This window comes from Kitasatospora sp. NPDC001175, assembly GCF_053598215.1.
Genome location: NZ_JBSFJU010000005.1, coordinates 172,563 through 197,776, shown reverse-complemented (window position 1 = coordinate 197,776; position 25,214 = coordinate 172,563). Strand labels below are relative to the sequence as shown.

24 protein-coding genes and 3 tRNA genes are annotated in these 25,214 nt (G+C 72.2%); 15 read left to right on the top strand and 12 right to left on the bottom strand.

Going from position 1 to position 25,214, the window contains the following annotated elements; genetic code table 11:
* Positions 1 to 42 precede the first annotated feature (42 nt).
* Together ACWDAK_RS06235 and ACWDAK_RS06230 are read left to right on the top strand one after the other, a co-directional pair.
* A complete protein-coding gene (locus tag ACWDAK_RS06235; protein WP_427392915.1) occupies positions 43 to 336 on the top strand; it encodes an MmcQ/YjbR family DNA-binding protein in 294 nt (97 codons plus the stop codon).
* A 203-nt stretch (positions 337 to 539) separates the two neighbouring features.
* Positions 540 to 1,772: an alpha/beta hydrolase gene (locus ACWDAK_RS06230; RefSeq protein ID WP_427392914.1), complete on the top strand. Its 1,233-nt coding sequence runs from the start codon at positions 540 to 542 to the stop codon at positions 1,770 to 1,772.
* Positions 1,773 to 1,857: 85 nt separating this feature from the next.
* Here the strand turns inward: ACWDAK_RS06230 and ACWDAK_RS06225 are convergent, their stop codons facing one another.
* Complete coding sequence (locus ACWDAK_RS06225) at positions 1,858 to 2,862, bottom strand: aldo/keto reductase (RefSeq protein ID WP_427392913.1); 1,005 nt, start codon at positions 2,860 to 2,862, stop codon at positions 1,858 to 1,860.
* On the bottom strand, positions 2,859 to 3,404 hold the full coding sequence (locus ACWDAK_RS06220; protein ID WP_427392912.1) for a MerR family transcriptional regulator: 546 nt from the start codon (positions 3,402 to 3,404) through the stop codon (positions 2,859 to 2,861). Before ACWDAK_RS06220 ends, ACWDAK_RS06225 begins: the two co-directional genes overlap by 4 nt.
* Positions 3,405 to 3,513: 109 nt before the next feature.
* On the opposite strand from ACWDAK_RS06220, the gene ACWDAK_RS06215 reads away from it, so the two are divergent.
* Positions 3,514 to 4,347, top strand: coding sequence for a serine hydrolase domain-containing protein (locus tag ACWDAK_RS06215; RefSeq protein ID WP_427392911.1), 834 nt, complete (start codon positions 3,514 to 3,516; stop codon positions 4,345 to 4,347).
* 79 nt (positions 4,348 to 4,426) lie between these two features.
* Here ACWDAK_RS06215 and ACWDAK_RS06210 read toward each other — a convergent pair whose 3' ends face one another.
* Together ACWDAK_RS06210 and ACWDAK_RS06205 are read right to left on the bottom strand one after the other, a co-directional pair.
* Positions 4,427 to 5,914, bottom strand: a complete 1,488-nt coding sequence (locus ACWDAK_RS06210; RefSeq protein WP_344634356.1) for a serine hydrolase domain-containing protein — start codon at positions 5,912 to 5,914, stop codon at positions 4,427 to 4,429.
* A 438-nt stretch (positions 5,915 to 6,352) separates the two neighbouring features.
* Positions 6,353 to 7,129 (bottom strand): pirin family protein, encoded by a 777-nt coding sequence (locus tag ACWDAK_RS06205; RefSeq protein WP_344634357.1) that lies wholly within the window; start codon positions 7,127 to 7,129, stop codon positions 6,353 to 6,355.
* A gap of 306 nt (positions 7,130 to 7,435) precedes the next feature.
* Here ACWDAK_RS06205 and ACWDAK_RS06200 point away from each other — a divergent pair, with 306 nt between their 5' ends.
* The 5 genes from ACWDAK_RS06200 to fabF all read left to right on the top strand — a co-directional run bounded on the left by ACWDAK_RS06200 (position 7,436) and on the right by fabF (position 12,447).
* Positions 7,436 to 8,611 carry a PucR family transcriptional regulator gene (locus ACWDAK_RS06200; RefSeq protein WP_425557515.1) on the top strand — a complete coding sequence of 392 codons (1,176 nt, stop codon included), beginning with the start codon at positions 7,436 to 7,438 and terminating at the stop codon, positions 8,609 to 8,611.
* A 93-nt stretch (positions 8,612 to 8,704) separates the two neighbouring features.
* Positions 8,705 to 9,649 carry an ACP S-malonyltransferase gene (locus ACWDAK_RS06195; RefSeq protein ID WP_344634358.1) on the top strand — a complete coding sequence of 315 codons (945 nt, stop codon included), beginning with the start codon at positions 8,705 to 8,707 and terminating at the stop codon, positions 9,647 to 9,649.
* Positions 9,646 to 10,677, top strand: a complete 1,032-nt coding sequence (locus tag ACWDAK_RS06190) for a beta-ketoacyl-ACP synthase III (protein ID WP_344634359.1) — start codon at positions 9,646 to 9,648, stop codon at positions 10,675 to 10,677. The genes ACWDAK_RS06195 and ACWDAK_RS06190 overlap by 4 nt, the downstream gene beginning before the upstream one ends.
* 115 nt (positions 10,678 to 10,792) lie before the next feature.
* On the top strand, positions 10,793 to 11,035 hold the full coding sequence (locus ACWDAK_RS06185) for an acyl carrier protein (RefSeq protein ID WP_425557505.1): 243 nt from the start codon (positions 10,793 to 10,795) through the stop codon (positions 11,033 to 11,035).
* A 146-nt stretch (positions 11,036 to 11,181) separates the two neighbouring features.
* Positions 11,182 to 12,447, top strand: coding sequence for a beta-ketoacyl-ACP synthase II (gene fabF / locus ACWDAK_RS06180; protein WP_344634360.1), 1,266 nt, complete (start codon positions 11,182 to 11,184; stop codon positions 12,445 to 12,447).
* Positions 12,448 to 12,623: 176 nt separating this feature from the next.
* Here fabF and ACWDAK_RS06175 read toward each other — a convergent pair whose 3' ends face one another.
* Together ACWDAK_RS06175 and ACWDAK_RS06170 are read right to left on the bottom strand one after the other, a co-directional pair.
* Complete coding sequence (locus ACWDAK_RS06175) at positions 12,624 to 13,118, bottom strand: DUF3145 domain-containing protein (protein WP_344634361.1); 495 nt, start codon at positions 13,116 to 13,118, stop codon at positions 12,624 to 12,626.
* Positions 13,119 to 13,480: 362 nt separating this feature from the next.
* Positions 13,481 to 14,521 (bottom strand): NADP-dependent oxidoreductase, encoded by a 1,041-nt coding sequence (locus ACWDAK_RS06170; RefSeq protein WP_427392909.1) that lies wholly within the window; start codon positions 14,519 to 14,521, stop codon positions 13,481 to 13,483.
* Between the two features lie 114 nt (positions 14,522 to 14,635).
* On the opposite strand from ACWDAK_RS06170, the gene ACWDAK_RS06165 reads away from it, so the two are divergent.
* Both ACWDAK_RS06165 and ACWDAK_RS06160 read left to right on the top strand, forming a co-directional pair.
* A complete protein-coding gene (locus tag ACWDAK_RS06165) occupies positions 14,636 to 15,133 on the top strand; it encodes a MarR family winged helix-turn-helix transcriptional regulator (protein WP_344634363.1) in 498 nt (165 codons plus the stop codon).
* A gap of 156 nt (positions 15,134 to 15,289) precedes the next feature.
* Entirely contained in the window at positions 15,290 to 16,789 is a 1,500-nt protein-coding gene (locus ACWDAK_RS06160) for an LCP family protein (protein ID WP_344634364.1), read from the top strand.
* Positions 16,790 to 16,830: 41 nt separating this feature from the next.
* Here the strand turns inward: ACWDAK_RS06160 and ACWDAK_RS06155 are convergent, their stop codons facing one another.
* From ACWDAK_RS06155 to ACWDAK_RS06145, 3 genes are all read right to left on the bottom strand, one after another.
* The gene (locus ACWDAK_RS06155) at positions 16,831 to 17,739 is read right to left on the bottom strand and encodes a 1-aminocyclopropane-1-carboxylate deaminase/D-cysteine desulfhydrase (RefSeq protein ID WP_427392908.1); all 909 of its coding nucleotides are present in this window, start codon (positions 17,737 to 17,739) and stop codon (positions 16,831 to 16,833) included.
* 39 nt (positions 17,740 to 17,778) lie between these two features.
* Positions 17,779 to 18,507 (bottom strand): class F sortase, encoded by a 729-nt coding sequence (locus ACWDAK_RS06150; protein WP_427392907.1) that lies wholly within the window; start codon positions 18,505 to 18,507, stop codon positions 17,779 to 17,781.
* Positions 18,508 to 18,654: 147 nt separating this feature from the next.
* Positions 18,655 to 19,029, bottom strand: coding sequence for a hypothetical protein (locus ACWDAK_RS06145; protein WP_344634367.1), 375 nt, complete (start codon positions 19,027 to 19,029; stop codon positions 18,655 to 18,657).
* 288 nt (positions 19,030 to 19,317) lie between these two features.
* Between ACWDAK_RS06145 and ACWDAK_RS06140 the strand changes: the two genes are divergently transcribed.
* Positions 19,318 to 20,082: a polysaccharide deacetylase family protein gene (locus ACWDAK_RS06140; RefSeq protein WP_427392906.1), complete on the top strand. Its 765-nt coding sequence runs from the start codon at positions 19,318 to 19,320 to the stop codon at positions 20,080 to 20,082.
* Positions 20,083 to 20,432: 350 nt separating this feature from the next.
* Here the strand turns inward: ACWDAK_RS06140 and ACWDAK_RS06135 are convergent.
* Positions 20,433 to 20,506, bottom strand: a tRNA-Ile gene (locus ACWDAK_RS06135).
* A 245-nt stretch (positions 20,507 to 20,751) separates the two neighbouring features.
* Between ACWDAK_RS06135 and ACWDAK_RS06130 the strand changes: the two genes are divergently transcribed.
* Positions 20,752 to 21,627 carry a trypsin-like serine peptidase gene (locus ACWDAK_RS06130; RefSeq protein WP_344634369.1) on the top strand — a complete coding sequence of 292 codons (876 nt, stop codon included), beginning with the start codon at positions 20,752 to 20,754 and terminating at the stop codon, positions 21,625 to 21,627.
* A 76-nt stretch (positions 21,628 to 21,703) separates the two neighbouring features.
* Positions 21,704 to 22,486, top strand: coding sequence for a trypsin-like serine peptidase (locus ACWDAK_RS06125; RefSeq protein ID WP_344634370.1), 783 nt, complete (start codon positions 21,704 to 21,706; stop codon positions 22,484 to 22,486).
* A 170-nt stretch (positions 22,487 to 22,656) separates the two neighbouring features.
* Here ACWDAK_RS06125 and ACWDAK_RS06120 read toward each other — a convergent pair.
* A tRNA-Asn gene (locus tag ACWDAK_RS06120) sits at positions 22,657 to 22,729 on the bottom strand.
* Between the two features lie 37 nt (positions 22,730 to 22,766).
* Positions 22,767 to 22,839, bottom strand: a tRNA-Asn gene (locus tag ACWDAK_RS06115).
* A gap of 300 nt (positions 22,840 to 23,139) precedes the next feature.
* On the opposite strand from ACWDAK_RS06115, the gene ACWDAK_RS06110 reads away from it, so the two are divergent.
* Together ACWDAK_RS06110 and ACWDAK_RS06105 are read left to right on the top strand one after the other, a co-directional pair.
* A complete protein-coding gene (locus ACWDAK_RS06110; protein WP_344634371.1) occupies positions 23,140 to 23,424 on the top strand; it encodes a hypothetical protein in 285 nt (94 codons plus the stop codon).
* Positions 23,425 to 23,647: 223 nt separating this feature from the next.
* On the top strand, positions 23,648 to 25,084 hold the full coding sequence (locus tag ACWDAK_RS06105; RefSeq protein WP_344634372.1) for an FGGY family carbohydrate kinase: 1,437 nt from the start codon (positions 23,648 to 23,650) through the stop codon (positions 25,082 to 25,084).
* Positions 25,085 to 25,214: the final 130 nt, after the last annotated feature.

Here is a 25,214-nt window from a genome sequence, read left to right as displayed (position 1 = left end):
CTGGGCCCGGTCGAGGTCGCCGCCCCGCCCCACCCTGGCGGCATGGTGACGTTCGATCAGTTCCTGGCCATGGGCCCGGCCCTCCCGCAGACCGCCGAGCGGCTCACCCGGGAGACGAAGGCGACGCTCCGGCTCGGCGAGAGGATCTTCGCCATGAGCACCCCCGAGGACGGCTCGGCCCGCGTCAAGGCGGGCAAGGGAGAGCAGGCCGAGCTGCCGGCCGCCGCCCCACGGACGTACTCGGCGGCGTTCCGCGTCGGCCGGCACGGCTGGGTGGAGGTGAGCCTCGCCACAGTGGCCGCGGGCGAGCTGAACAATCTGCTGACGGAGGCGTGACGCAGCATCGCCCCGAAGTACCTGATCAAGGAATTCGAGACGAAGGCAGACGGGCCATGACGGCATGGTGTGATTCATCGCACAGTTTGGAGCCTGCACGGGCCGTGCTCCGAGCCCCTACCCTGGCTGACGAGTAGTTGGCGGTCGTACCACCATCGGGCCCCGCCCGCTGTGACGGTCACGGGTCCGAGGGAGTTGAGGCCTTGCAGCGCAGGCTGACGAAGCGCAGGCTCAGCCAGTACACGGCGGCACGCCGCAGGCGGATCAAGCGTGCCCTGATAGGGGCGTTCGCGGGTTGCGCCGTGCTGGTGGACGCCGGAGCCGCAGCGGCCCAGGCCGCCGCCGCCACCGAGCAGTTGGCCATCTCCACCCCGCCGGCCGGCAGCACCGAGTGGGCAGCCGACCACTCCCTGGGCCGGTCGCTGCCCGACCCGGCCACCGCCGACGCGCGCACGGTCGCCGCCTTCTTCGCCTCGCTCACGCCCGAGCAGGCCACCCGTCTGGTGGCCCGGTACCCGCTGGTGGTCGGCAACCTCGACGGCGCGCCGGTCAAGCTGCGCTACCAGGCCAACCGGCTGGCGATCAGGGCCGAGGCCGACAGGTGGCGCTTTCGCGCCGACGACCCGAAGCTCACCGCGAACGACCGCTCCGCCGCCAGGCTGCGCGCCGACAACACCGAGGAGCTGCTGGCCCCCGGCCGCCAGGTCCTGGCCTTCGACCCGCGCGGCCGCGGCCTGGTCAGCGAGGTCTACGGTGACCTCGCCTCGGCCCAGAAGGTCGCCGTGCTGGTCCCCGGCTCGGACGCCGACCTCGCCCACTTCGACCAGCCCTCGGACCCGCTGCGCTCCCCGTCCGGGATGGCCCGCGCGCTCTTCGACGAGGAGCACCGGCAGTCCCCCGGCACCCGCACCGCCGTGATCGCCTGGACGGGCTACGTCACCCCGCTGGGCCTCGGCCCCGACGCGGTCACCTCGCGGCTCGCCGAGGTCGGCGCCCCTCGACTGGAGCGCCTGCTCGACGGCCTGGGCGCGACCAGCCACCCGGAGACCCCGCCGGCGCTGTTCTGCCACTCCTACGGTTCGGTGGTCTGCGGCATCGCCGCGCCGAAGATCCACGAGGACCGGCCCACCGACCTGGTGGTCTTCGGCAGCCCGGGGATGGGTGTGCAGAACGCCTCCGGGCTGGGTGACGGCGTCCGGGTCTGGGCGGCCCGCAACCCCACCGACTGGATCGGCAACGTCCCGTACCTGGAGGTCGGCGGTCTCGGCCACGGCGCCGACCCGACCGGCGAGGGCTTCGGGGCGATCCGGGTCTCCTCCGCCGGCGCGGCCGGCCACACCGGCTACTTCGCGCCGAACACCGCCAGCCTGCACAACTTCGGCGACATCGCGCTCGGCAGGTACGCGAGCGTCACCCACCCGCCGGCCACCTCCTGACACCGTCCCGGGACGGGCGGCGGCAGGTCTTCCCGGGGCCGGGGTTCGGCTCTCCCGAGCAGAGCCCCGGCCCCTGCCGGTGCGCCTACTCCCGGGCGCCGGAGGTGAGGCTCATGTCCGTGTACCGCTGCCCCGTCACGCGCCCGGCGATCGGCTCCAGCTCGGCGAGCTCCTCCGGCGTGAGCCGCAGCGTCGCGGCCGCGGCGTTCTCCGCCAGCCGGGAGCGCTTGCGGGTGCCGGGGATCGGCACCACGGTCAGTCCGTGCACCTCGGCCCGCTGGTGCACCCAGGCGAGGGCCACCTGGGCCGCGGTGGCCCCGCGCCCGGCGGCGATCTTCTGGATCGGCTCGACCAGTGCGGCGTTCCGAGCCGCGTTCTCCCCGCTGAACCGCGGCTGGCTCCGCCGGAAGTCATCCGCCGAGAGCTGCTCGGCGGCCTGGAAGGCCCCGGTCAGAAAACCCCGCCCGAGCGGCGAGTACGGGACGAGGGCGACCCCGAGCTCGGCGGCGGCGGGCACCGCGCTGTGCTCGACGTCCCGGGAGAAGAGCGACCACTCCGACTGCAGCGCGGCGATCGGGTGCACGGCGTGCGCCTCGCGCAGCTCCGCCCCGGTTACCTCGGAGAGCCCCAGGTGCCGCACCTTCCCCGCCCGTACCAGCTCGGCCATCGCGCCGACCGACTCGGCCAGCGGGACCCCCGGGTCGCGGCGGTGCATGTAGTACAGGTCGATGACGTCCACCCCGAGGCGGCGCAGCGAGGCGTCCACGGCGGTGCGGATGTACGCCGGGTCGTTCCGTACGCCCCGGTACTCGGGGTCGTCGGCCCGGCGCTCGATGGCGAACTTGGTCGCGAGGACGACCCGGTCGCGGTTGGCCCGGACGAACGGGCCGATCAGCTCCTCGTTCTTGCCGGAGCCGTAGATGTCGGCGGTGTCGAACAGGGTGACGCCGAGGTCGAGGGCCGCGTCCAGGGTGGCCAGCGCCTCCGCGGTGTCGGTCGGCCCGTAGAACTCGCTCATGCCCATGCAGCCGAGGCCCTGGGTGCCGACCACGGGGCCGTTGGTGCCGAGGACGGTGGTGGGGAGAGTCATGCGCTCTGCTTCTTCCTGTCGATCTGGTCGTACTGCTGCTGCTCGTACCGCCCGGGCCGGCCGGCTCGGGCGGGCGGCTCGTACCGGTGGTCCGGGACCTGCTGCCGGTTCTCCGAGTAGATGTCGATCTTGTAGTCGAGCACCGCGAGGGTCGCGTGCAGATCGGCGATCTTCTGCCGGACCTCCTCCCGGTGCTGGACGAGGATCTCGCGGCGGGCCTCGACGGTGTCGTCACCGGCCCGGGCGAGCTCCACGTAGCGGAGCATGTCGGCGACCGGCATCCCGGTCAGCCGGAGCCGGCTGAGGAAACCCAGCCGGTTCAGGTCGGCGTCGCTGTACCGCCGCTGGCCGGAGTACGAGCGGTCGATCGGGTCCAGCAGGCCGATCCGCTCGTACCAGCGCAGCGTGTGGGCGGTCAGCCCGCTGACCGCCGCGACGGCGCTGATGCTGTGCCGCGGGGTGCGGTCGGCCTCCGCGCTCGCCGTCCGGTAGGCCTCCGAACAGCTCAGCAGATCGGAGTTGATCCGTGCGGTCGTTGCCATCGAGTGGACCCCCCGGTCGGTCGGCGATGACTACGAAGTTACTGAGTTGGAGCGCACTCCAAGCAAGCCCGCCACGCCGCCCTGCCGCGCGGCTCGTTAGAGTCGGCGCATGCAGAGCTTGCGGATGATCGAGGACTGGCCGGTGCCGAACGCGGCAACCGCCGTGGTACGGGGCGCGGACGGCGTCGTGCTGGGCGAACACGGGCCGCAGGAGTGGCTGTTCCCGCTGGCGTCGGTGACCAAGCTGCTCACCTCGTACGCCGTGCTGGTCGCGGTCGAGGAAGGGGTCTTCGAGCTGGACGACCCGGCGGGACCGGAGGGTTCGACCGTCCGGCACCTGCTGGCGCACACCTCGGGGCTGGCCTTCGACGAGCACCGGACGATGGCCGAGCCGGGCAACCGGCGACTCTACTCCAACGCCGGCTTCGACGTGCTGGCGGACACCCTGACCAAGGCAGCCGGGATCGACTTCGCGCAGTACGCCGCCGAGGCGGTGTTCGAGCCGCTGGGCATGCGGGCCACGCTGATCAACACCGCCCACCGCTCGCCCGCCGGTGCGGGCGGCCTCTCCACCGTGGCCGATCTGGCCCGCTTCGCGGCCGAGTTGCAGGCGCCCACGCTGCTGGATCCGTCCACGGTGCGCACCGCGACCCGCGAGGTCGCGTACCCAGGAGTGAGCGGCGTCCTGCCGGGCTTCGGCCACCGCCGGCCCAACGACTGGGGCCTCGGCTTCGAGATCCGCGGCGAGAAGTCTCCGCACTGGACCGGCACCGCCAACTCCCCCGAGACCTTCGGCCACTTCGGCCAGTCCGGCACCTTCCTGTGGGTCGACCCGGTCGCGGGCGTCGCCTGTGTCGCCCTCACCGACCGCGACTTCGGGCCGTGGGCCGCCGAGGTCTGGCCGCAGTTCAACGACGCCGTCCTCGCCGAACTTCGCGGCTGACCGCCGCCCACCGGCGCCCGGATCCGGGTCGGCGCGCGCCCCGGCCCGCCCGCGCCGACCCGGATCCCAGCCAGCGCGGTCAGCTCGCCCCGGCACCGGGCAGCCCGGTGACGGACGCGAACGGCGAGGTCACCGACGGCACGCCGGACGGCACCGCGGACGGCGGCACCGCCGAGGACGACGCGGACGTGCCCGCCGGGCCCGAGGGCGGTCCGGACGGCGAACCTGTGGGCGGTCCGGACGGCGAACCCGTGGGCGACCCGGAGGAGGACTGGGACGCGGAGGGCGGAGCGGACGCCCCCGACGCGCTCGGCGACGTGGTCACCGTCGGCATCGCCGGCAGCGAGTACACGTTCCCCGGTGTCACGATCCGGGTGATCTCCTCACCGAACAGCGTCGAGTTCTCCGAACCCTGGTAGTTCGCATCGGTGTTGCTGAGCACCACCAGGCTGGCCCTCGCTGACGGCAGGTACAGCACGAGGCTCTGGTAGCCGGGGATCGAGCCGTTGTGCCCGACCCACCCGTTGTCGGTGAACAGCCCCAGCCCGTAACCGGTGTTGGGGTAGCCGGTGGGCAGCGTCTGCAGCCGCTGCGTCTGGGTCCCGGGGTTGAGCAGCGAACCCGTGGCCAGCAGAGCGGCCCAGTGCTGCATGTCGGTGAGGTTGGAGATCACGGCCCCGGCCGCCCAGGCCCAGGACGGGTTCCAGTCGGTCGCGTCCGCGCTCGAGCCGGCCGGTGTCTGGTTGGTGTAGCCGTGCGCGTGCGGGTCCGGGAAGGACGCGTCGGTCGGGAACACCGTGCGCTGCAGGCCCGCGGGGACGAACACCTGCTGCTGCAGGTAGTCCTGGAGCGGCTGCCCGGCGGCCTTCTCCACCACCATGCCGAGCAGGATGGTGTTGGTGTTGGAGTACTGGTACTGGCTGCCCGGCTCGAAGGCCACCGGGTGCCTGAAGCTGTATGCGAGCAGTTCCTGCGGGGTGAACGACCTGGCGGGATTGCCGATCAGGGCGTTCACGAAGTCCTGGTCCGAGCTGTACGGGTAGAGGCCGCTGCGCATGTCCGCCAGCTGCCGCAGGCTGATCCGGTCCCCGCCCGGCACCCCGGAGACGTACTTCCCGACCGGATCGTCCAGCCCCACCTTGCCCGCGTCCACCAGGCGCAGCAGCGCGGTGACGGTGAAGGTCTTCGTCACGCTGCCGATCCGCATGTTCAGGTCGGTGGTCATGGGCGTGTTGCTGCTGCGGTCGGCGACCCCGAAGGCCTTGGTGTAGGTGCCGTTGCCGGGGATCGAGAGCCCGACGATCACGCCGGGCACATTGGCCTTCTGCATCACCTGCCCGACCGCCGCGTCGAGTTGCGCGGTCACCGCCGGGCTCAGCTGCACCGGAGGGCTACCGGAGGTGGACGCGGAGCCGGTGTCCGGCGCCGAGGCGGACGCGGAGCCGACGTTCGGGGTACCGGTATCCGGGGCGACGGCCTCCGGATCGACGGGGGAGCAGCCCGCGCCCGCCAGGAGGGCCGCAACGACGAGACCGGCCAGGCATATCCTGCGCCGCGATCCGTTCACACACCGTTGCTGGGAGGGGTCGGCCATGTCGAAGCGCCTCTCTGGGCCGGGAGCACGGGGACGCGGCCCACGACCGCGGCCCCGCGACGACGGGGCGGTACGGGCCATCGCCAACGTAAGCCGCCACCGACCGCATCGCCGCTCCCGTTGACCCGTTCGAGCTCAGGCCGGCGGAACTCCTCCGCGCGGGCCGACTCCCCTCGGCAGGGGCCGGCTGATCCCCGGCGCGGCCCGACTGGCCCTCGGCGCAAGCGGGTTGCCCCCCGGGGCCCGGGGAACCGCGCGCCGCAGAAGCCCCCTGCCCCACCGAGCCTCCCGGGGCGAGCTGAACCGCCCCACCGGAAGGCCGCGACCCGCAGCCGTCCGCCCGGCCCCGGTCAGGCCCAAGTCATTCGGCACCCAGCACACTTGGCCGTCCGCGCCCTCGCGGGGAGGCCCTCACCCGTACTTCAGCTCCGAGTGCATCTCCCAGAACAGCAGCTCCACCCCGTCCTCCCCCGCGGTCGGGTCGGCGAACGCGTTCCCGGTGACCCGGACGCTGTCCCCCGCCGCCATCGACCGCCCGCTGCCCTTCGGCCCGGGCACGGTCCGGTACCCGAGCGAACCCGCCGTCAGGTGCACGTACCGGTAGGGCGCCTGCGGCAGTGCCGGCAGCGGCTGCCAGGGCCCGGCCGTGACCAGGTAGAGCGCGGCGTCACTGCGCCGCAGCCGGAGCGCGTCCGTACCGGCGTCCCGCTCCAGACCGGACGCGAGCAACGTCAGCCCGTCCGCGGCCGGTTCGACCCGGCGCAGCCCGTACGCGGGCGGGGTGTCGAACGAATCCGGCTGCAGCCACATCTGGACGAACCGCACCGGCACCTCGGCCCCGCCGACGTTGCGCTCGGTGTGGCTGACGCCGGAACCCGCACTGACGTGCTGGACCATGCCGGGGCGGACCACGCCCGCGTGGCCGTCGCCGTCCCGGTGGGCCAGGGCGCCCTCGACGACCCAGGTGAGGATCTCGGTGTCGCGGTGGCGGTGCTCGTCGAAGCCTGCGCCGGGGGCCAGGGTCTCCTCGTTGCAGGCGAGCAGCGCGCCGAAGTGGGTGTTCTTCGGGTCGTAGTGCCCGGCGAAGGAGAAGGCGTGCCTGGTTTCGATGCCTTCGGCCGGCGTGGAGCGGTAGCGCTCGGGCGCTCGGCGCAGGTCGGCACGGGGGCGGGTGGCGGCGTCAGTCACGACTGACACCGTAGCCGGTGTGACCGGGGCCACCGCCGCAACCGGTGGGGGTGTGCACGAGCACCGACCGGCGTGAGGCAGGCTTGTCCTGTGCCAGCCGCTTCAGCGAATTCCGACAAGAAGTCCGGGGCCACCAAGGTCGCACCCGTGAAGGCCGCGACCGGTGGAGCCGCGGTGACAGCGCCAGACCCCGAGGACACCGGGCCGGCGCAGGCGCCGGCGAAGGCTGCCGCCAAGTCCCCGGCCAAGTCCGCCGAGCGTCCGCGCAACGGCAGGCCCGGGCGGCTGACCGCGCAGGAGCGCAAGTTGGCCGCCGAACGGGCCGAGCTGCGGGCCGCGACGCTCAAGCGGCTGGAGAAGTCGGCGGGCAAGCTGGCCAGTGCCGCGATCGCGCGGATGGACGACCAACTGGGCTGGTACCGGCGGATGCCGCCGGAGCACCGGTCCTGGATCGGTCTGGTGGCCCAGGCGGGTATCGCGGCCTTCACCGAGTGGTACCGCCACCCGGAGGCCCCGCAGGCGATCTCCACGGACGTCTTCGGCACCGCACCGCGCGAACTGACCAGGGCGATCACCCTGCGCCAGACCGTGGAGCTGATCCGCACCACCATCGAGGTGATGGAGGAGGCCATCGAGGAGGTGGCCGCCCCCGGCGACGAGGCCGGGATGCGCGAGTCGGTGCTGGTCTACGCACGCGAGATCGCCTTCGCCACCGCCCAGGTGTACGCCCAGGCGGCGGAGGCGCGCGGTGCGTGGGACGCGCGACTGGAGGCGCTGGTCGTCAACTCGCTGCTCTCCGGTGACGCGGACGAGGGAGTGCTCTCCCGGGCGGCCGCGCTGGGCTGGGGTCAGCCGACCCAGGTCCGGGTGGTGATGGGCAGCGCCCCGGACGGGGACAGCGAACTGGTGGTGGAGGCGATCCGCCGGGCCGCCAGGTACGCCAAGCTGCACGTGCTGACCGGTGTGCTGGGCAAGCGTCTGGTCGTGGTGGTGGGCGGCGACAAGGAGCCGGTGCACGCCGCCAGGGCGCTGATCGGCCAGTTCGCGCCGGGCCCGGTGGTGGTCGGCCCGACCGTGCCCGACCTGCTCTCCGCGACCAGGTCCGCGGCCGCCGCGGCCGCCGGACTTCGGGCCTGCGCCGCCTGGCCGGACGCCCCGCGCCCGGTGCTGGCGGACGACCTGCTGCCCGAGCGGGCGCTCGCCGGCGACCAGGCCGCCAGGCGGCAGCTGGTGGAGGAGATCTACACACCGCTCGACGAGGCCGGCTCGGCGCTGTTGGAGACCCTGAGTGTCTACCTCGAACAAGCCTCCTCTTTGGAGGGAGCCGCCAGGATGCTCTTCGTCCACCCGAACACCGTGCGCTACCGACTGCGCCGTGTGACCGACGTCACCGGCTATGCTCCGTCCGACGTACGGTCGGCGTTCACCCTGCGCATCGCTCTTGCGCTGGGCCGTCTCGGATCGGTCGCCGAGCAGGGCTGACCCCCGCCCTGTAGGGACTCCACAATCCCGCGTGCTTTTCTTCGTTACCGTCGCCTACCCGCCCCCGGGTGCCTGGCGAGAGAGGGTTGAACCGTGCTCGTAATCGTCGCCCCTGGACAGGGTGCCCAGACCCCCGGCTTCCTCAGCCCCTGGCTGGAGCTGGACGGCGCTGCCGACCGGCTGCAGCGCTGGTCCGCCGTGGCCGGGATCGACCTGGTCCGCTTCGGCACCGAGGCGGGCGAGGAAGAGATCAAGGACACCGCCGTCGCCCAGCCGCTCCTGGTCGCGGCCGGCCTGCTCACCGCCCGTGCCCTGTTCCCCGACGCGGCCGAGGCCCGCAAGCTGGTCGGCGCGGTCGCCGGCCACAGCGTCGGCGAGATCACCGCTGCCGCCGGTGCCGGGGTGCTGAGCGCCGAGGACGCGCTGACCTTCGTCCGCGAGCGCAGCCTGGCCATGGCCGAGGCCGCCGCCCGGACCGCGACCGGGATGGCCGCGCTGCTCGGTGGCGACCCCGAGGCGGTGGCCGCCAAGCTGGCCGAGCACGGCCTGACGGCCGCCAACAACAACGGCGGCGGGCAGATCGTCGCGGCCGGCACGCTGGAGCAGCTGGCCGCGCTCAAGGCCGACCCGCCGGCCGGCGCCCGGCTGATCCCGCTCAAGGTGGCCGGTGCCTTCCACACCGAGCACATGGCCCCGGGCGTGGAGCGCCTGGCCAAGCTGGCGCCCACCCTGACGGTGTCCGACCCGGTGGTTTCGTACGTCTCCAACAAGGACGGCGAGGTCGTGACCTCCGGTGCCGAGGTGCTGGCGCGCCTGGTGTCGCAGGTGTCCAACCCGGTCCGCTGGGACCTGTGCATGGAGACCCTGCGGCAGCTCGGCGCCACCGCGGTGATCGAGCTCTCCCCGGCCGGCACCCTCACCAACCTGGTCAAGCGCAACATCAAGGGCGTGGCGACGCTGGCCCTCAAGACCCCCGCCGATCTCGACAAGGCACGCGCGCTGGTCGCGGAGCACAGCGGTCAGGAGCAGAACGCATGACCGTCCCGCAGATCCGCCCCCAGGTCGGCGCCGCGTACTCGCGGATCCACGGAGTGGGCGGCTACCGCCCGGTCCGGGTGATCCCGAACGCCGAGGTACTGAATTGGATCGACTCCTCCGACGAGTGGATCCGCACCCGCAGCGGGATCGCCGAGCGCCGCTGGGCGGGTCCGGAGGAGACCGTCAGCGAGATGTCGGTCCAGGCGGCCGAGAAGGCGATCAAGCAGGCCGGGATCGACCCGGCGCAGATCGGCGGCGTGATCGTCGCCACCGTCTCGCACCTCAAGCAGACCCCGGCCATCGCCACCGAGATCGCCGAACGACTCGGCTGCGGCACCGCCCCGGCCTTCGACATCTCGGCCGCGTGCGCGGGCTTCGGCTACGGCCTGAGCCTGGCCGACGGCATGGTGCGCGGCGGCAGCGCCGAGTACGTGCTGGTGATCGGCGTGGAGCGGCTCAGCGACCTGACCGACACCTCGGACCGGTCGACCGCCTTCATCTTCGGGGACGGCGCTGGCGCGGCCATCGTCGGCCCGTCCGAGACTCCCGGGATCGGCAAGGTCATCTGGGGTTCGGACAGCTCCCAGAAGGACGTCATCTCGCAGACCCAGGCCTGGGACACCGCCTTCGGCAAGGCCGACGCCGTCAACGGCGCCGGTGACGAAGTCAGGTGGCCCGCGCTGCGGATGGAGGGCCAGAAGGTCTTCCGCTGGGCCGTGTGGGAGATGGCCAAGGTCGCCCAGCAGGCGCTGGACGCGGCCGGGATCACCGCCGACCAGCTCGGCGCGTTCATCCCGCACCAGGCCAACATGCGGATCACCGACGCCATGATCAAGGCGCTCAAGTTGCCCGACTCGGTCCCGGTCGCCCGGGACATCGTCGAGACCGGCAACACCTCCGCCGCCTCCATTCCGCTCGCCATGGAGCGGATGCTGGAGGCCGGTGAGGCCAGGAGCGGCGACCTCGCCCTGATCATCGGCTTCGGGGCGGGTCTGGTCTACGCGGCGGCAGTCGTTACTCTCCCCTAGGCAACATCACCGCCAGTTGCACCACCGTGACCCGCATCCGTGGGGTACGGCACCGAAAACCTGCCGACCGTCCGCCGGGCGGTTGGCAATCCACAGTGAAGAGGAGCAGCCGATTATGGCTACCAAGGACGAGGTCCTGGAAGGTCTCGCCGAGATCGTCAACGAGATCGCCGGCATCCCGACCGAGGACGTCGAGCTCGACAAGTCCTTCACCGACGACCTGGACGTCGACTCGCTCTCCATGGTCGAGGTCGTCGTGGCCGCCGAGGAGAAGTTCGAGGTGAAGATCCCGGACGACAAGGTCAAGGACCTGAAGACCGTCGGCGACGCCGTGGACTACATCCTGGCCAACGCCTGATCAACCTTCGGTCTTCGCTGACCGAACCCGCCGGCCGGGGCGCCGCACGCGTCCCGGCCGGCCACCCGCCCCCCAGGGCCCCGACTTTCGGCCCCATCCCCGGCCCGGCCCACCCTCCCCGCACAACGTGAGAGAAGAAGAAACCAGTGACCGCTGAAAATCGCACCGTGGTCGTCACAGGTATCGGCGCCTTCACGCCGCTGGGCGGCACCGCCGCCTCGTTCTGGGAGGGCCTGCTCGAGGGCCGTTCCGGTGTGGTCGAGCTGACCGAGGAGTGGGCCGCCGAGCTGCCCGTCCGGATCGCCGCGCGCACCGCCGTGGACCCGGCCGAGGTCCTCCCCCGTCCGCTGGCCCGCAAGCTGGACCGCTCGGCGCAGTTCGCCGTGATCGCGGCCCGCGAGGCCTGGGCCGACGCCGGCTACGAGGCCCCCGCCACCGACGAGTCCTCCAAGCTGACCCCCGAGCGCCTGGGCACCGTGATCGCCTCCGGCATCGGCGGCGTGACGACCCTGCTCGACCAGTACGACGTACTGAAGGAGAAGGGCGTCCGCAAGGTCTCCCCGCACACCGTCCCGATGCTGATGCCCAACTCCCCGGCGGCCAACGTCGGTCTGGAGGTCGGCGCCCGCGCTGGTGTGCACACCCCCGTCTCCGCCTGCGCTTCCGGCGCCGAGGCGATCGGCTACGCGATCGAGATGATCCGCAGCGGCCGCGCCGACGTCGTGGTCGCCGGTGGCACCGAGGCGGCGATCCACCCGCTGCCGATCGTCGCGTTCGCCAACATGATGGCGATGTCCAAGAACAACGAGGAGCCGCAGCGCGCCTCCCGCCCGTACGACAAGGCCCGCGACGGCTTCGTGCTCGGCGAGGGTGCCGGTGTGGTCGTGCTGGAGTCGGCCGAGCACGCCGCCGCCCGCGGTGCCCGCGTCTACTGCGAGGCCGTCGGCCAGGGCCTCTCCTCCGATGCCCACCACATCGCGCAGCCGGAGCCGACCGGTGCCGGTATCGCCCAGGCGCTGGCCGGCCTGTTCGAGCAGACCGACCTGGACAAGGCCGAGGTCGTGCACGTCAACGCGCACGCCACCTCGACCCCGCAGGGTGACGTCGCCGAGATCAAGGCGCTGCGCAAGGAACTCGGCGAGCACGTCGACCACATCGCCATCTCGGCCACCAAGTCGATGACCGGCCACCTGCTGGGCGGTGCCGGCGGTATCGAGACCGTGGCCACCGTGCTCGCGCTGCACAACCGCCTCGCCCCGCCGACCGTCAACGTCGACGACCTGGACGACGACGTCGACGCGGACATCGTGCGCGGTGAGCCCCGCAAGCTCCCCGAGGGCCGCATCGCCGCCCTCAACAACTCCTTCGGCTTCGGCGGCCACAACGTGGTCCTCGCCTTCCGCACCGTCTGACGCATCGCCAGCACTCGAGGGCCGTACCGGATCACCGGTACGGCCCTCGGGCGTTCGGCACGCCGTATCCCCGTACGGGCGGACCTCCGGGCATCTGGGACGTGCGCTGCTTCCGGGGCTGCGGGCTGCCCCCAGAGGTACGGGGAGTCGGCAGGCCGCGACCCCCTGAAGCGCGGCTAGACCACCTGGTGCAGCCAGCGCACCGGGGCCCCCTCACCGGCGTAGCGGAAGGGTTCGAGCTCGTCGTCCCACGGCTTGCCGAGCAGCCGCGCCAGCTCGGCCTCCAGGTTGCCACCCTCCGTCTTGGCCCGCAGCAGCACCGCCCGCAGCCGGTCCTCCGGAATCAGGATGTCCCCGTGGATGCCGGTGACCGCGTGGAAGATACCGAGCGCCGGCGTGCTGCTGTAGCGCTCTCCCTCCGCGGTGGCGCAGGGCTCACTGGTCACCTCGTACCGGATCAGCTGCCAGCCGCGCAGGGCGGATGCCAGCTTCGACGCGGTGCCGGGCTCACCCTGCCAGGAGAACTCGGCACGCCAGTGACCGGGTGCGGCCGGCTGGCGGATCCAGTCGAGGCTCACCCGCACACCGAGTACGCCTGCGACCGCCCACTCGACGTGCGGGCACAGCGCGCGGGGCGCGGAGTGGATGTACAGGACTCCACGAGTCGTCACCGGGACCTCCAGGCTGTGGACGAGGGTCGCCTTCCCCAGCTGCCTCGTACCCGCCACCGGCCCGGCCTCACTGCCTGACCAGTTCCTGCCCCCGTGGCGCCCAACTCATTCGACATTAGGTCATCAAGTTGAGCAAAACGGACAAGCTCTCGCTCAATGCTAGCCAGATCCGCCACGAGGTCTACCCCTTTCCGAATCTCTCCCCCGAACGGCCCCATCCGAAAACCGCAATCGTGCCGCCGCACCCCGAACCTGACGCTCCGCCGAAAAGGCGGGATCCGCACGCAGAACGCCCCCGGACGGCATGCGAAGCGCCCCCGCGGAACAGGTCCGCAGGGGCGCTCAGACTTCTCGACGATCCGTCATGGAGCCAGCTTGACCACCATCTTGCCGGTGTTGTCACCGCGCAGCATGCCGAGGAAGGCCTCGGCGGCGTTCTCCACGCCGTCCACCACGGTCTCGTCGTAGTGCAGGCTGCCGTCCTTCAGCCAGCCCGCCATCTCGGCGACGAACTGCGACTGGAGCGCGGCGTGGTCGCGGACCAGCATGCCCTGCAGGCGCAGCCGCTTGCCGATGGCCAGCGCCAGGTTGCGCGGGCCCTTCGGGGCGCTGGTGGCGTTGTACTGCGAGATCGCGCCGCACAGGGTGACCCGGCCGTGCACCTTGAGTGCGGCGATCGCGGCCTCCAGGTGGTCGCCGCCGACGTTGTCGAAGTAGACGTCGATACCGTCGGGTGCGGCCTCGGTCAGCTGGTCGTGGACCGGTCCGTCCTTGTAGTTGAAGGCCGCGTCGAAGCCGTAGTCGCCCACCAGCTTGGCCACCTTCTCGGCCGAGCCGGCCGAACCGATCACCCGGCCCGCGCCCTTGAGCCTGGCGATCTGGCCGACCAGCGAGCCGACCGCGCCGGCCGCACCGGAGACGAAGACGGAGTCGCCCGGCTTGAAGCTCGCGACCTCGAGCAGACCGGCATAGGCGGTCAGGCCTGGCATGCCGAGGATGCCCAGGTAGTAGGAGAGCGGGGCGAGTTCGGAGTCGACCTTGACCGCGTGCTTGGCGTCGACGGTGGCGTACTCGCGCCAGCCGAGGCCGTGCAGCACCGCGTCGCCCACCTCGAAGCCCTCGGCCTGCGAGGCCACCACGTAGCCGACCGCGCCGCCCTCCATCACCGCACCGAGCTGGAACGGCGGGACATAGGACCGGACATCGTTCATCCGCCCGCGCATGTAGGGGTCGACCGACATGTAAACGTTGCGGACCAGGACCTCACCCGGCCCCGGCTGCCTGACCCCGGCCTCCACCAGAGCGAAGTCGCCGGGCTTCGGCCAGCCCTCCGGCCTGGCCACCAGGTGCCACTCACGGCCCGTGGTGGGTACCGCCCGCTCCGTTGCCGCCTGCTCTGACATGGCTGCACTCCCACTGTGTCGTCCCTGAACCGGCCACCCTGAAAGGTTGACCTACTAAAGCAATCGTGGACATGAAAGGTTCACGTTGTCAACTTTCCAGCTACACTGGACGGCATGGAGATGCCACCGAATCCGGTCGCCCCGCCGCCAGCCGACGCGATCACCCGCGAGGTCGTGGACCTCATGGCGAGCCTGGTCGCGCTCTTCCACCGGGAGTACGAGGAGGCCGCCGCCGCCCGATCGCTCACCGGCGCCCAGGCCAAGGTGCTCGCGCTGCTGAGACGCGGCCCCATGCCGATGCGCCACATCGCCCAGACGCTGAGCTGCGAGCCATCCAACATCACCGGCATCGTGGACCGGCTGGAGAACCGCGGGTTCGTCACCCGTGAGGCCGATCCACAGGACCGCCGGGTCAAGCTGGTCGCTGCCACCGACACCGGCAGGGACGCCTCCGAGGAGCTGCGCGAGTCCCTCAACTTCGCCCGCGAGCCGCTGGCCGCCCTCGCCGAGGACGAGCGGGCGCAGCTGCGCGACCTGCTGCGCCGGATGCTCGAAGGCGCGGACCCGGAGCGCCGCACTCCGGCCAATGCCGTGGAACAAGCGCACTCCTGATGTGCTCTCTCGCCGCCGGGGGGATCGCAGCCGTGCGGGTCTCCCTTGCTAGGGTGCGCACTCGTGTAACCGGACGCCCTCGCCGAACCGTCTGACGAGTGAGAACCCGCACCAGCCTGCCGGAGCACCCGGGCGGCCGCACAGAGAGCGCTGATGATGACCGACGCCAAGAGCCGCCCCGCGAACGGCACTCCCGGCTCCCTCCGGGTGCGACTGGCCCGGGCCGCCGGAGCCACGGCCGCCGTCCTACTGCTGGCCACCGCTGGCGGCGGCGCCTGGTTCTACTGGCACATCGACCACAACATCAGCACCTTCGATGCGGGCGGCATCGCCCCCAGCCGACCCCCGGTCGCGCATCCCGCGCCCGGCGGCGGGCAGCCGGTCAACGTGCTGCTGCTCGGCTCCGACAGCCGGGACAACGGCAACGACTCCCTCGGCGGCGGCGATCTGGGGGTCGGTCACTCCGACACCGCGATACTGCTGCACATCTACGGCGACCACCGGCACGCCGTCGGGGTGTCCATACCCCGCGACACCCTGGTGACGATACCGCCGTGCAAGCTGCCCGACGGCAGATGGACCACCGCGCACGCCAACCAGATGTTCAACTCGGCGTTCACCGTCGGCGAGTTCCCGCAGGGCAACCCCGCCTGCACCCAGAACACCGTCGAGGCGCTCACCGGCCTGCGGGTCGACCACACCGTCGTGGTGGACTTCAAGGGCTTCGCCGCGATGACCGACGCCGTGCACGGCGTGGACGTCTGCGTTCCGGGCGACGTCGACTCGTACGGGATAAAGCTCACCAAGGGCCGCCAGTCCCTCTCGGGGCAGCAGGCGCTGGACTACGTCAGGGCGCGGCACGGTTTCGGCGACGGCTCCGACATAGGCCGGATGAAGCGCCAGCAGGCATTCGTCTCCTCGCTGGTCAAAAAGGTCCAGGGCGAGGGCCTCAACCCGGCCACCCTGCTCCCGCTGGCCGACGCCGCCACCAAGTCACTGACCGTCGACCCCGAGCTGGGCACCGCGATGAAGCTCGCCGACTTCGCGCAGTCGCTGCAGAACATCAAGCTCAAGGACCTCAACTTCGTCACGGTGCCGTGGCGTTACTCGGGCGAGCGGGTCGCGCTCGTCCATCCCGACGCCGAGCAGCTGTGGAACCTGCTGCGGCAGGACAAGACCCTCGATGGCAGAAGCACCGGTCAGACCGGCGCGGCCGCGTCCTCCTCGACCACCCCGTCGGCCGGCCCTTCCGCCTCCCCGTCCGCCTCGGCTCCCGCCACCGCCGCGACCACCGCCGATCTGCCGGTGACCGTCGTCAACGGCTCCGGGAGCGGCGGTATCGCCCGACAGGCGGCCGACGCCCTCAAGGCGAAGGGCTACCAGAACGTCAGCCTCGGTCCGGACGCCGACGGCCGCGACACCACGCTGCTCAAATACGCCCCGGACCAGCAGGGCGCCGCCCAGCAGCTCGCCCAGTACTTCCCCGGAGCCACCCTCAGGGCGGACTCGTCCGCCGATGGCATCACCGTCACCCTGGGCCGCGACTACAACCCGGCCGCCGCCCCCAGCGCCCTGCCCACCACCATCCCGACCACCATCACCGAGAACACCCGAGCCGCCGACAGCGACCTCTGCTCCGACCTCTCCTTCGGGTGAGGCCCACGGCGCGCGGCTCGCGCGCAGACCCGCGTCCCCGCCTAGGGACTCACGGGATCGGGCAACCCGGTGACCACCACGGTCACTCTGGTCCCCGGCACCAACTCCCCTGCCGCGGCCAGGTCGTGGACGGCGAGCAGCGTCTTGGCCACGTACCGCCGCTCCACCGCAACCCGGTGCCGCCGCTCGAACTCCACGGCGAACTCCTCCACTTCGGCCGGGACCTTCCCGTAGCCGCCGCCGTGGTGACCATGGTGGATCCGCCAGTTGCCGAACTCCCGCCCATGGGAATCCTTATGAAGCTGCATCACCTCGCGCTCCAGGTAGCCCTCGCCGCGCAGCACGGCCACCCCGAGCGCCCGCGCACCGACCGGCAACCCGGCGGCGATCCCGGCGAGTGTGCCGCCGGTGCCGACCGGGCAGCAGAGGACGTCGCGCTCCCCCAGCCCGGGGATCTCCGCCGGGATCTGCGCCGCCCCTCGGACCGCCAGGGCGTTGGACCCGCCCTCCGGCAGCACCAGACAGCGCCCCCAGCGTTCCAGCAGTTCCCCGTACCCCTGGTGCTCCCCGGTCACCAGGCCCCGGTACGTCGAGCGGGAGACGAACTCCAGCTCCATCCCTGACGCCTCGGCGGCCCGCAGCGACCAGTTCCGCGGCGCCGCCGCCAGCTCCTCGCCCCGGATCACCCCCACCGCGGACAGCCCCAGCGCCTGGGCGGCCGCCGCCACCGCCCGTACGTGCGTCGAGTACGCGCCGCCGAACGTGAGCAGCCTGGTGTGCCCGTCGGCGAGGGCCCGCGCCAGGTTCGGGGCCAGCTTTCGCCACTTGTTGCCGGGGACGGTCGGGTGCGCCAGGTCGTCCCGCTTCAGCCGCAGCTCGATGCCCGCCCGGGCGAGCACGGGGTCGGTCAGGACCTGTAGCGGGGTCGGCAGGGCGGCGGGGCTGAGCATCCGGCCAGCATACGGAAGCGACGACCCCGGTCCGGCGGCTCAGGCCTTCCGGGAGGACTGGAGGTGGGCGAAGGCGACGATGTTCTCGGAGTAGTCCTTCGTCTTGCGGTTGTAAGTGCCGCCACAGGTGATCAGGCGCAGCTGGGCGTCAGGGGCGTCCGCGTACACCTCGTTGTCCGGGAAGCCGTTCTTCGGATAGGTCTTCACCGCGTCCACCGCGAAGACCGCCACGGTGCGGTCGGCCCTGGTGATCTCCACGGTGTCGCCGGGGGCCAGTGTGCGCACCATCAGGAAGACCGCGGGGCCCTTGGTGGTGTCCACGTGCCCGACGAGCAGCGCGGCGCCGCGCTCACCCGGCGTGGGCCCCTCGCGGAACCAGCCGACCAGGTTGGGGTTGTCGGCGGGCGGGACTTCCAGTGCGCCCGCCTTGTCCAGGCCGAGTTCGGTGAAGGGCGCCTCGACGCGCAGCCGGGGGATCTTGATCTTGGTCGGCTTGGAGCGGCCGAGCGAGGGTGTCGTGTTGACGGCAGCCGGGGCTCCGGGGGACTTCGCCGCGGGCGCACCGGCGGCCGGCGGTGCGGCGGTCGGGGGCACCGCCACGGCGGCGGTCGGCGGCGGCAGGGTGACCGTGTGCGGGTTGACGGACTGGTAGATCACCACCACCCCCAGCGCCGCCGCGCCCATCGCCCACTTGAGGAGCCGCTGATTGCCGTCCCGGCCGCACCTGGCCGGCTCTCCGGCCTCGGGCGGGGTGGTCCCGTCGTCCATCGGCGTTGGCACCTCTCTCATCTCTGGTCCGCCCCGGTCCGGGAAGGCTCACGGGGTCGGAAGCATCCGGAAGTCGACGTCGACCGGGCCCCGCCGGACCCCGTCCGCCCACGCGCCCGCCATGGCGGGACAGGGGTTTCCGAGCCATCAGCTCGCGCCACCCGCGGCCCTGCGCAGGCGCAGGGCGTATGCCCCCAGGACCAGACCTGCACCCATCAGCGCCGTACCGGAGGCCAGGCCGCCACCGGGGACCGCCAGGCCGCCACCGCCGGTGTGGGCCGAGCCGCGCGACTTGCGCCCCTCCTCACGGGAGCGCTCCTTGTGGGAGCCGCCGCTCTTCCCTCCGTCCTCGACGCCCCCGTCCGCCCGGATCTGCTGGCCGATGACGGCCGCGGGGTCGCCCGGGGCCGCCTTCCGGTCGGACGGCGCCTCCGAGCCGCCCACCGCGTGGGCGGCCGGAGCACCGACGGCGAGGACGACGGCGACGGCCACCCCGGCGAGGGTGGTGGGCTGCACACGCATGGGATGATCCTTCCGGCGGGTCCGGACGACTGCGGCTCGGTCACCGGCTCGGGGATTCGCGGACTCACGCTCCCATCACCGTCAGTCACCTGACGGACACTCGCCACCGCTGGCTCTCATCCGGGTGAGGGTTCGCCTCCCGGGTGTCCGGCGCGCCCACGGACGGCCGATTGCAGCTGACTCCGGTTCAGCTGTCAGGGTGGCATCGGGGGCCGGTACGGCCGCCGGTCGGCGTGGCGTCGCCGGGACCGAGGAAAAGATCCGGCCATGTTGTCGCATCATCAGATCGTGTCCCGCAGGATGCTTCTGGGCATCGCCGGAGTCGCCGTACTGTCGTCCGGTTCCTGCGGACCGTCCGCCGGGGACCGGAGCACCGCCACCCCCTCCGGCCCGCCGCCCGCCGGCACCCGCTCACCGGCGGCGGTACCCGGCCCGCCCCCGGCCACCCACCAGGCGCGCCCCACCGCCGATCCGCTCTTCGAGCTGGGGGCGTCGGACCGCGTGGTCGCCCTCACCCTCGACGACGGTCCGCACCCCACCCACACCCCCGAGGTGCTGGAGCTGCTCCACCAGCACGGGATCCAGGCCACCTTCTTCCTGATCGGCGAGAACGCGGCCCAGCACCCCGACCTCGTCCGGGCCATCGCCGGCGCGGGCCACCACGTCGCCAACCACACCTGGACCCACCCCGACCTGCGACACCTGCCCGATTCCCGGGTTCGCAGCGAGCTGGAGCGCACCTCGGACCTGCTCCAACAGACCACCGGCAAGCCCGTCGCCTGGTTCCGTGCTCCCGGCGGCGACTGGTCGGACGTCGCGCTGCGGACCTGCGCGGAGCTCGGGATGCGCCCGATGGGCTGGTCCGTCGACCCTCGCGACTGGGCCTGTCCGGGCACCGAGGCGATCACCAGCCGGGTACTGGAGGGCATCCGTCCCGGCGCCATCGTGCTCAACCACGACGGAGGCGGCGACCGCTCGCAGACCATCGCCGCCCTGCGCGGCTACCTGCCGGTCCTGCTCGGCGAGGGCTACCGCTTCACCACGCCCCGATGAGCCGCAGCCCATCGGACACCGGCACAGCACCGGTACGGCGTTCACCCGCGAGGCGATCAGGCCGGTCGAGCCGATCGGACCGGCGGGCTTCCACAGCCCCGGCGGGAGGACCTCGGTCGGTCGCACCGCTCACCCGGGAGCGGACCGGCCGCGCCACGCCATGGCCACCTGCCGGAGCCCGGCACCGGCACACCCGTCAACGCGATGACACCAAGATGCCCCCAAGCGGGTGAACCCTGGCATGTCACCGCGCCTGATGGGTAGTCATGCCCTTACAGTTCTCACAGGCGGTTCATATGTTCCCGCAGGTCAGCGGCAGTTTTTTTCGAACAGCCAGTCATATCGAACGGTGGGGCGGGTGGGACTCGAACCCACGACCAAGGGATTATGAGTCCCCTGCTCTAACCGGCTGAGCTACCGCCCCGGTTCGCCGCGCAGCCGGGCAGCAGCCGGTGCAGCAGCAGACAGCCCTTCAGGGCGTCCCCGGCAGCATAGCTGGTCGATCAGTCCTGATGCGCGCCCGGGGCCGCATCCGAGTATGCCGAGGTGTGCGCCACCCCCTCCGGGTGGGCCGACCTGGCGGCAATCCGCCCGATGGGTGAGGCCGGGAAATCGACACGGGGCAGTACGGGTGATCCGATAGCACGGGCGGACCAGGGCGGTGGACAGGTGGCGGTTCGCAGACGGATCGGCCGGCGGGTGTGCGCGGCCGTCAGCGTCCTCGGGCTGGCCGCGACCGGCTGCACGTCCTCCACGGCCCCGACCGGCGGGCCGAGCCGGTCGGCGGCCTCCTCCGGCAGCCGCGCGGCGAGCCCGAGCGGGAGCGCCGCCGCCCACGGCTGGAGCCGCAAGCGCCTGCTCGCCGCGATCACCAAGCACCCCGGTACGACCCACACCGCCCGCGCCAACCCGCTCAACGCCCAGGTCGGAGCCGTCTTCACGCACAACGCGGAGGGTGACCACTTCTGCACCGCCAGCGTGGTCGACAGCGCCGGCCAGAACCTGATCGTGACCGCCGCGCACTGCGTCTACGACCCGACGACCGGCCAGCGCAGCGACCTGGTCTTCGTCCCCGGCTACCGCAACGGCGAGGCGCCCAACGGGGTGTGGCCGCTGGTGTCGATCACCGTCGACCAGAGCTGGAAGGACAGCGGGAACGAGGACATGGACGTGGCCTTCGCGATCGTCCAGCCGCAGAGCGGCATGCAGATCCAGCAGGTGCTCGGCGCCAGCACCCTGGGGATCGGCAAGGGATACCAGCTGCCGGTCCGGATCACCGGCTACCCCAGCAGCGGCGACGCCCCGATCACCTGCGCCAACAACACCACCGAGCAGAGCCCCACCCAGCTCCGGATCGAGTGCCCCGCCTACACCGGCGGTACCAGCGGCAGCCCGTGGATCACCGAACCCGACGCCGCCAGCGGAACCGGCACCATCGTCGGTGTGATCGGCGGCTACCAGCAGGGCGGGAACACCCCCGACGTCTCGTACACCAGCTATTTCGGTCCGCAGGTCAGGTCCCTCTACGATCGGGCCACCGGCTAGCGCATCGGGCTCCTCGCCTGGTAGATCTTGCTCCCGAGGCCTCACGACGGCGGGCCCTGGCGAGAAAGACCGGTTCATGGCACGTGTACGGCAGTCCGGCAGCACGATCGCTCGGCGAGGTCCCGGCGGGCCTGCCGCGCTGCTGGCCGTACTGCTGGCCGCCACGGGCTGCACGCCCAGCGCCGGTATAGCCCCCGAGGACAACGGCAACATCCCCTCCTCCCGGCCCGCCCCCGACGGCGAGCTCAACAACCGGATCGGCGCGCTCTTCGTCGGCGACCTGGACGGCCAACGGGCCTGCACCGCCAGCGTCGTGGACAGCCCGCACCGCAACCTGCTGGTCACCGCGGCGCACTGCGTCTACACCAGCGAACTCGGCCGGCTCGACAACATGGTCTTCGCCCCCGGCTACCGCAACGGCCGTGCCCCCTACGGCGCTTGGACGCTCGAGTCGATCACCACGGACCCGCACTGGACCAGCGACGAGGATCCGGAGTACGACGTCGCCTTCGTCACGGTGGCCCCCGTGAACGGCAAGCAGATCGAGGACGCCCTCGGCGGCAACCCGATCAGCACCGACCAGGGCTTCGACGTCCCGGTCTCGGTCACCGGCTACCCGAACGACCACCAGGACCCGATCACCTGCACCGCCCCCACCAAGAAGTTCACCGACACCCAGGAGCGCTTCGACTGCGGCGGCTACACCAACGGCACCAGCGGCAGCCCCTGGCTGACCGCGGCCGGCAAGGTGATAGGCGTGATCGGCGGCTACCAGCAGGGCGGGGACACCGACCAGACCTCGTACAGCATCACCTTCGACCAGCGGGTCGCGAATCTGTACCGGAAGGCCACCGGGTAGCCGGACCGGATCCCGGTCCGGCCCGAGAGAGGGCTTCGAGCTCCGCCCGGGGAGCGAACCGGCTCGGTGAGGGGCGGTCCGCCATCCGGCGGGGTCCCGGGACAACACGAAAGCCCCCCGGCGACCGGAGGGCCCTCGCTCTGCGCTACTCACCTCAACTGACGGTGAAGCTCCCCCAATTGGACTCGAACCAATAACCTGCCGATTAACAGTCGGCTGCTCTGCCAATTGAGCTATGGGGGAATGTCCACAGCAGGACTGCCTTGGTGGGCCGTCCGAGCTCCCCCAATTGGACTCGAACCAATAACCTGCCGATTAACAGTCGGCTGCTCTGCCAATTGAGCTATGGGGGAATGAGCTTCCGCCTTGACTTCCGGACTCCCCCGGACCTCTCGGCGCTCGCTGCGGGACATACATTAGCGCACTCAGGGGGGTGGTCCGCCAATCGATACCGCGCACCCCTCCCGGTACCCGGCGCGCTACCCGCTCCGACGCGCCCGGCGCGCGGCGGTACGGACCACCGGGGGATGCTGGTGCACGGCGGGCACGGCTGGCCCGGACCCGCCATCGCCCGCGCGGTTCGCCGCCGGGCAGGACGGGTAGGGCAACGCGGCAGGAACCGCGAGGAAGGGTGGAGGCCGAGCATGTGGAAGGTGACGTTGGTCGTGGGGGTCGGGCTCGGGTACGTCCTGGGCGCACGCGCCGGACGGCAGCGCTACGAGCAGATCGCCAAGACGGCCAGGCAGATCGCCCAGAACCCCCGGGTCCAGGACGTGGCCTGCAAGGCCAGGCAGCAGGCCGGCGCAGTGGCCGGGAAGGCCGCGGGCGCGGTGGCCGAGCGGGTCGGTGACCGGCTGCCCGACGCCCTCACCGACCGGGTCCCGTACCTGAACCGGCATCGCGTCGAGGACGACAGCTGGGGCACCGTCCGGCCGTAGCGCGGCCGGCGGGCCCGCGAAGCCGGCAGCGGGAGGCGTCCGTGTCCGCGTGGACCCGCCCGTGTGAGTCGCACCACCCGCCGGCCTCTCATCCGGTCCGCACACCACCGAGCGGCCACCGGCCGCCCCGAGGGGCCGGTCCGCGGCCGGCGGACCACGCCGAGTGGGCAACACTTGGGTGGGCAGGCTCCGGACGGGGTAGCCGCTGAGGCATGATCTCGGCATGGCTATCGTCGCGGGGATCGACAGCTCCACCACTCGCACCAGGATCGTCGCGTGCGACGCCGAGACCGGCGCCGTACTGCGGGACGGCCGGGCACCCCATCCGCTGCCCGAGGGCGCGGACGCCAGAACCACCGAGACCGATCCGCAGAACTGGCTGCACTCGCTCGGCGAGGCGGCCACCGGCGGGCTGCTGGAGGGCGTCCGGGCGATCGGTGTCTCGGCCCAGCAGCACGGTTTGATCGGCCTGGACGCCGGCGGTGTCCTGGTCCGCCCCGCACTGTTGTGGAACGACCCCCGTTCGGCCGGTGCCGCCGCCGCGCTGATCGACGCGCTCGGCGGCCCCACCCCGTGGGTGGAGGCGATCGGCTCGGTCCCGCTGCCGACCTACACCATCGCCAAGCTGCGCTGGCTGGCCGAGTTCGAGCCCGCCTCGGCGAAGCGGATCGCCGAGGTGCTGCTCCCGCACGACTGGCTGACCTGGCAGCTGCTCGGCCGCCATTCCAAGCGCCGGACCACCGACCGGGGCGACGCCTCCGGCACCGGCTACTGGTCACCGCTCACCGGCGAGTACCGCCAGGACCTCATCAAGCTCGCCCTCGGCCACGAACTGCGGGTGCCCGATGTGCTCGGTCCCGCCGAACCCGCCGGACACACCCCCGAGGGCCTGCTGATCTCGGCCGGCACCGGCGACAACATGGCCGCCGCCCTGGGCCTGGGCCTGCTCCCGGGTGACGCCGTGGTCTCACTCGGCGGCAACGGCACCATCTTCGCGGTCCACGACCAGGCCGTGGTGGACACCTCCGGAGCCGTTTCCTCGTACGCCGACGCCACCGGCCGGCACCTGCCGATGGCCGGCACCCTCAACGCTGCCCAGGTGTTGCGTTCGATGGCCGCCATGCTCGGCTGCGACCTGGCCGGGCTGAGCGAGCTGGCCCTGCAGTCCTCCCCCGGCTCGTACGGGCTGGTGCTCCTGCCGTACCTGGACGGCGAGCGGACGCCCCGACTGCCGCACGCCACCGGCACCCTGACCGGGCTCCGGGCCGAGTCGATGGCCCCCCAGCACCTGGCCCGGGCCGCCGTCGAAGGCATGCTCTGCAACATCGCGGACGCGTTGGACGTGCTGCGGGCCAAGGGCGTCGCGGTGAACCGGGTCTTCCTGCTCGGTACGGCCGGGAGGCTGCCCGCCGTGCGGGAGATCGCGCCGCTGATCTTCGGCGTGCCCGTGGTGATACCGCCGGCTGGGGCGCACGCGGCGCGCGGTGCGGCCAGGCAGGCCGCCTGGGCGCTGGCCGGAACCCCCGAGCCGCCGCAGTGGGAGCTGCCCGAGGCCACCGTTCACACGCCCGACCAGGAGCACGACCTCGCCCTCGGCCAGGCGGTCCGCCAGCAGTACGGCACCGTACGCGAGCAGGTGCATCCGGAGACCAGGGCTTAGGCATCCCGATCGCACCCCGGCGGCCGCCGGGTCCCGCAGCCCTTCCCGCGCTCCGCCCCGCACCCCGGGCGGCCGCGCGCCCGGCGGCGTGTTGCGGCCGCGCCTCCTGGCAGTGGTGGCAGCTTGGAGG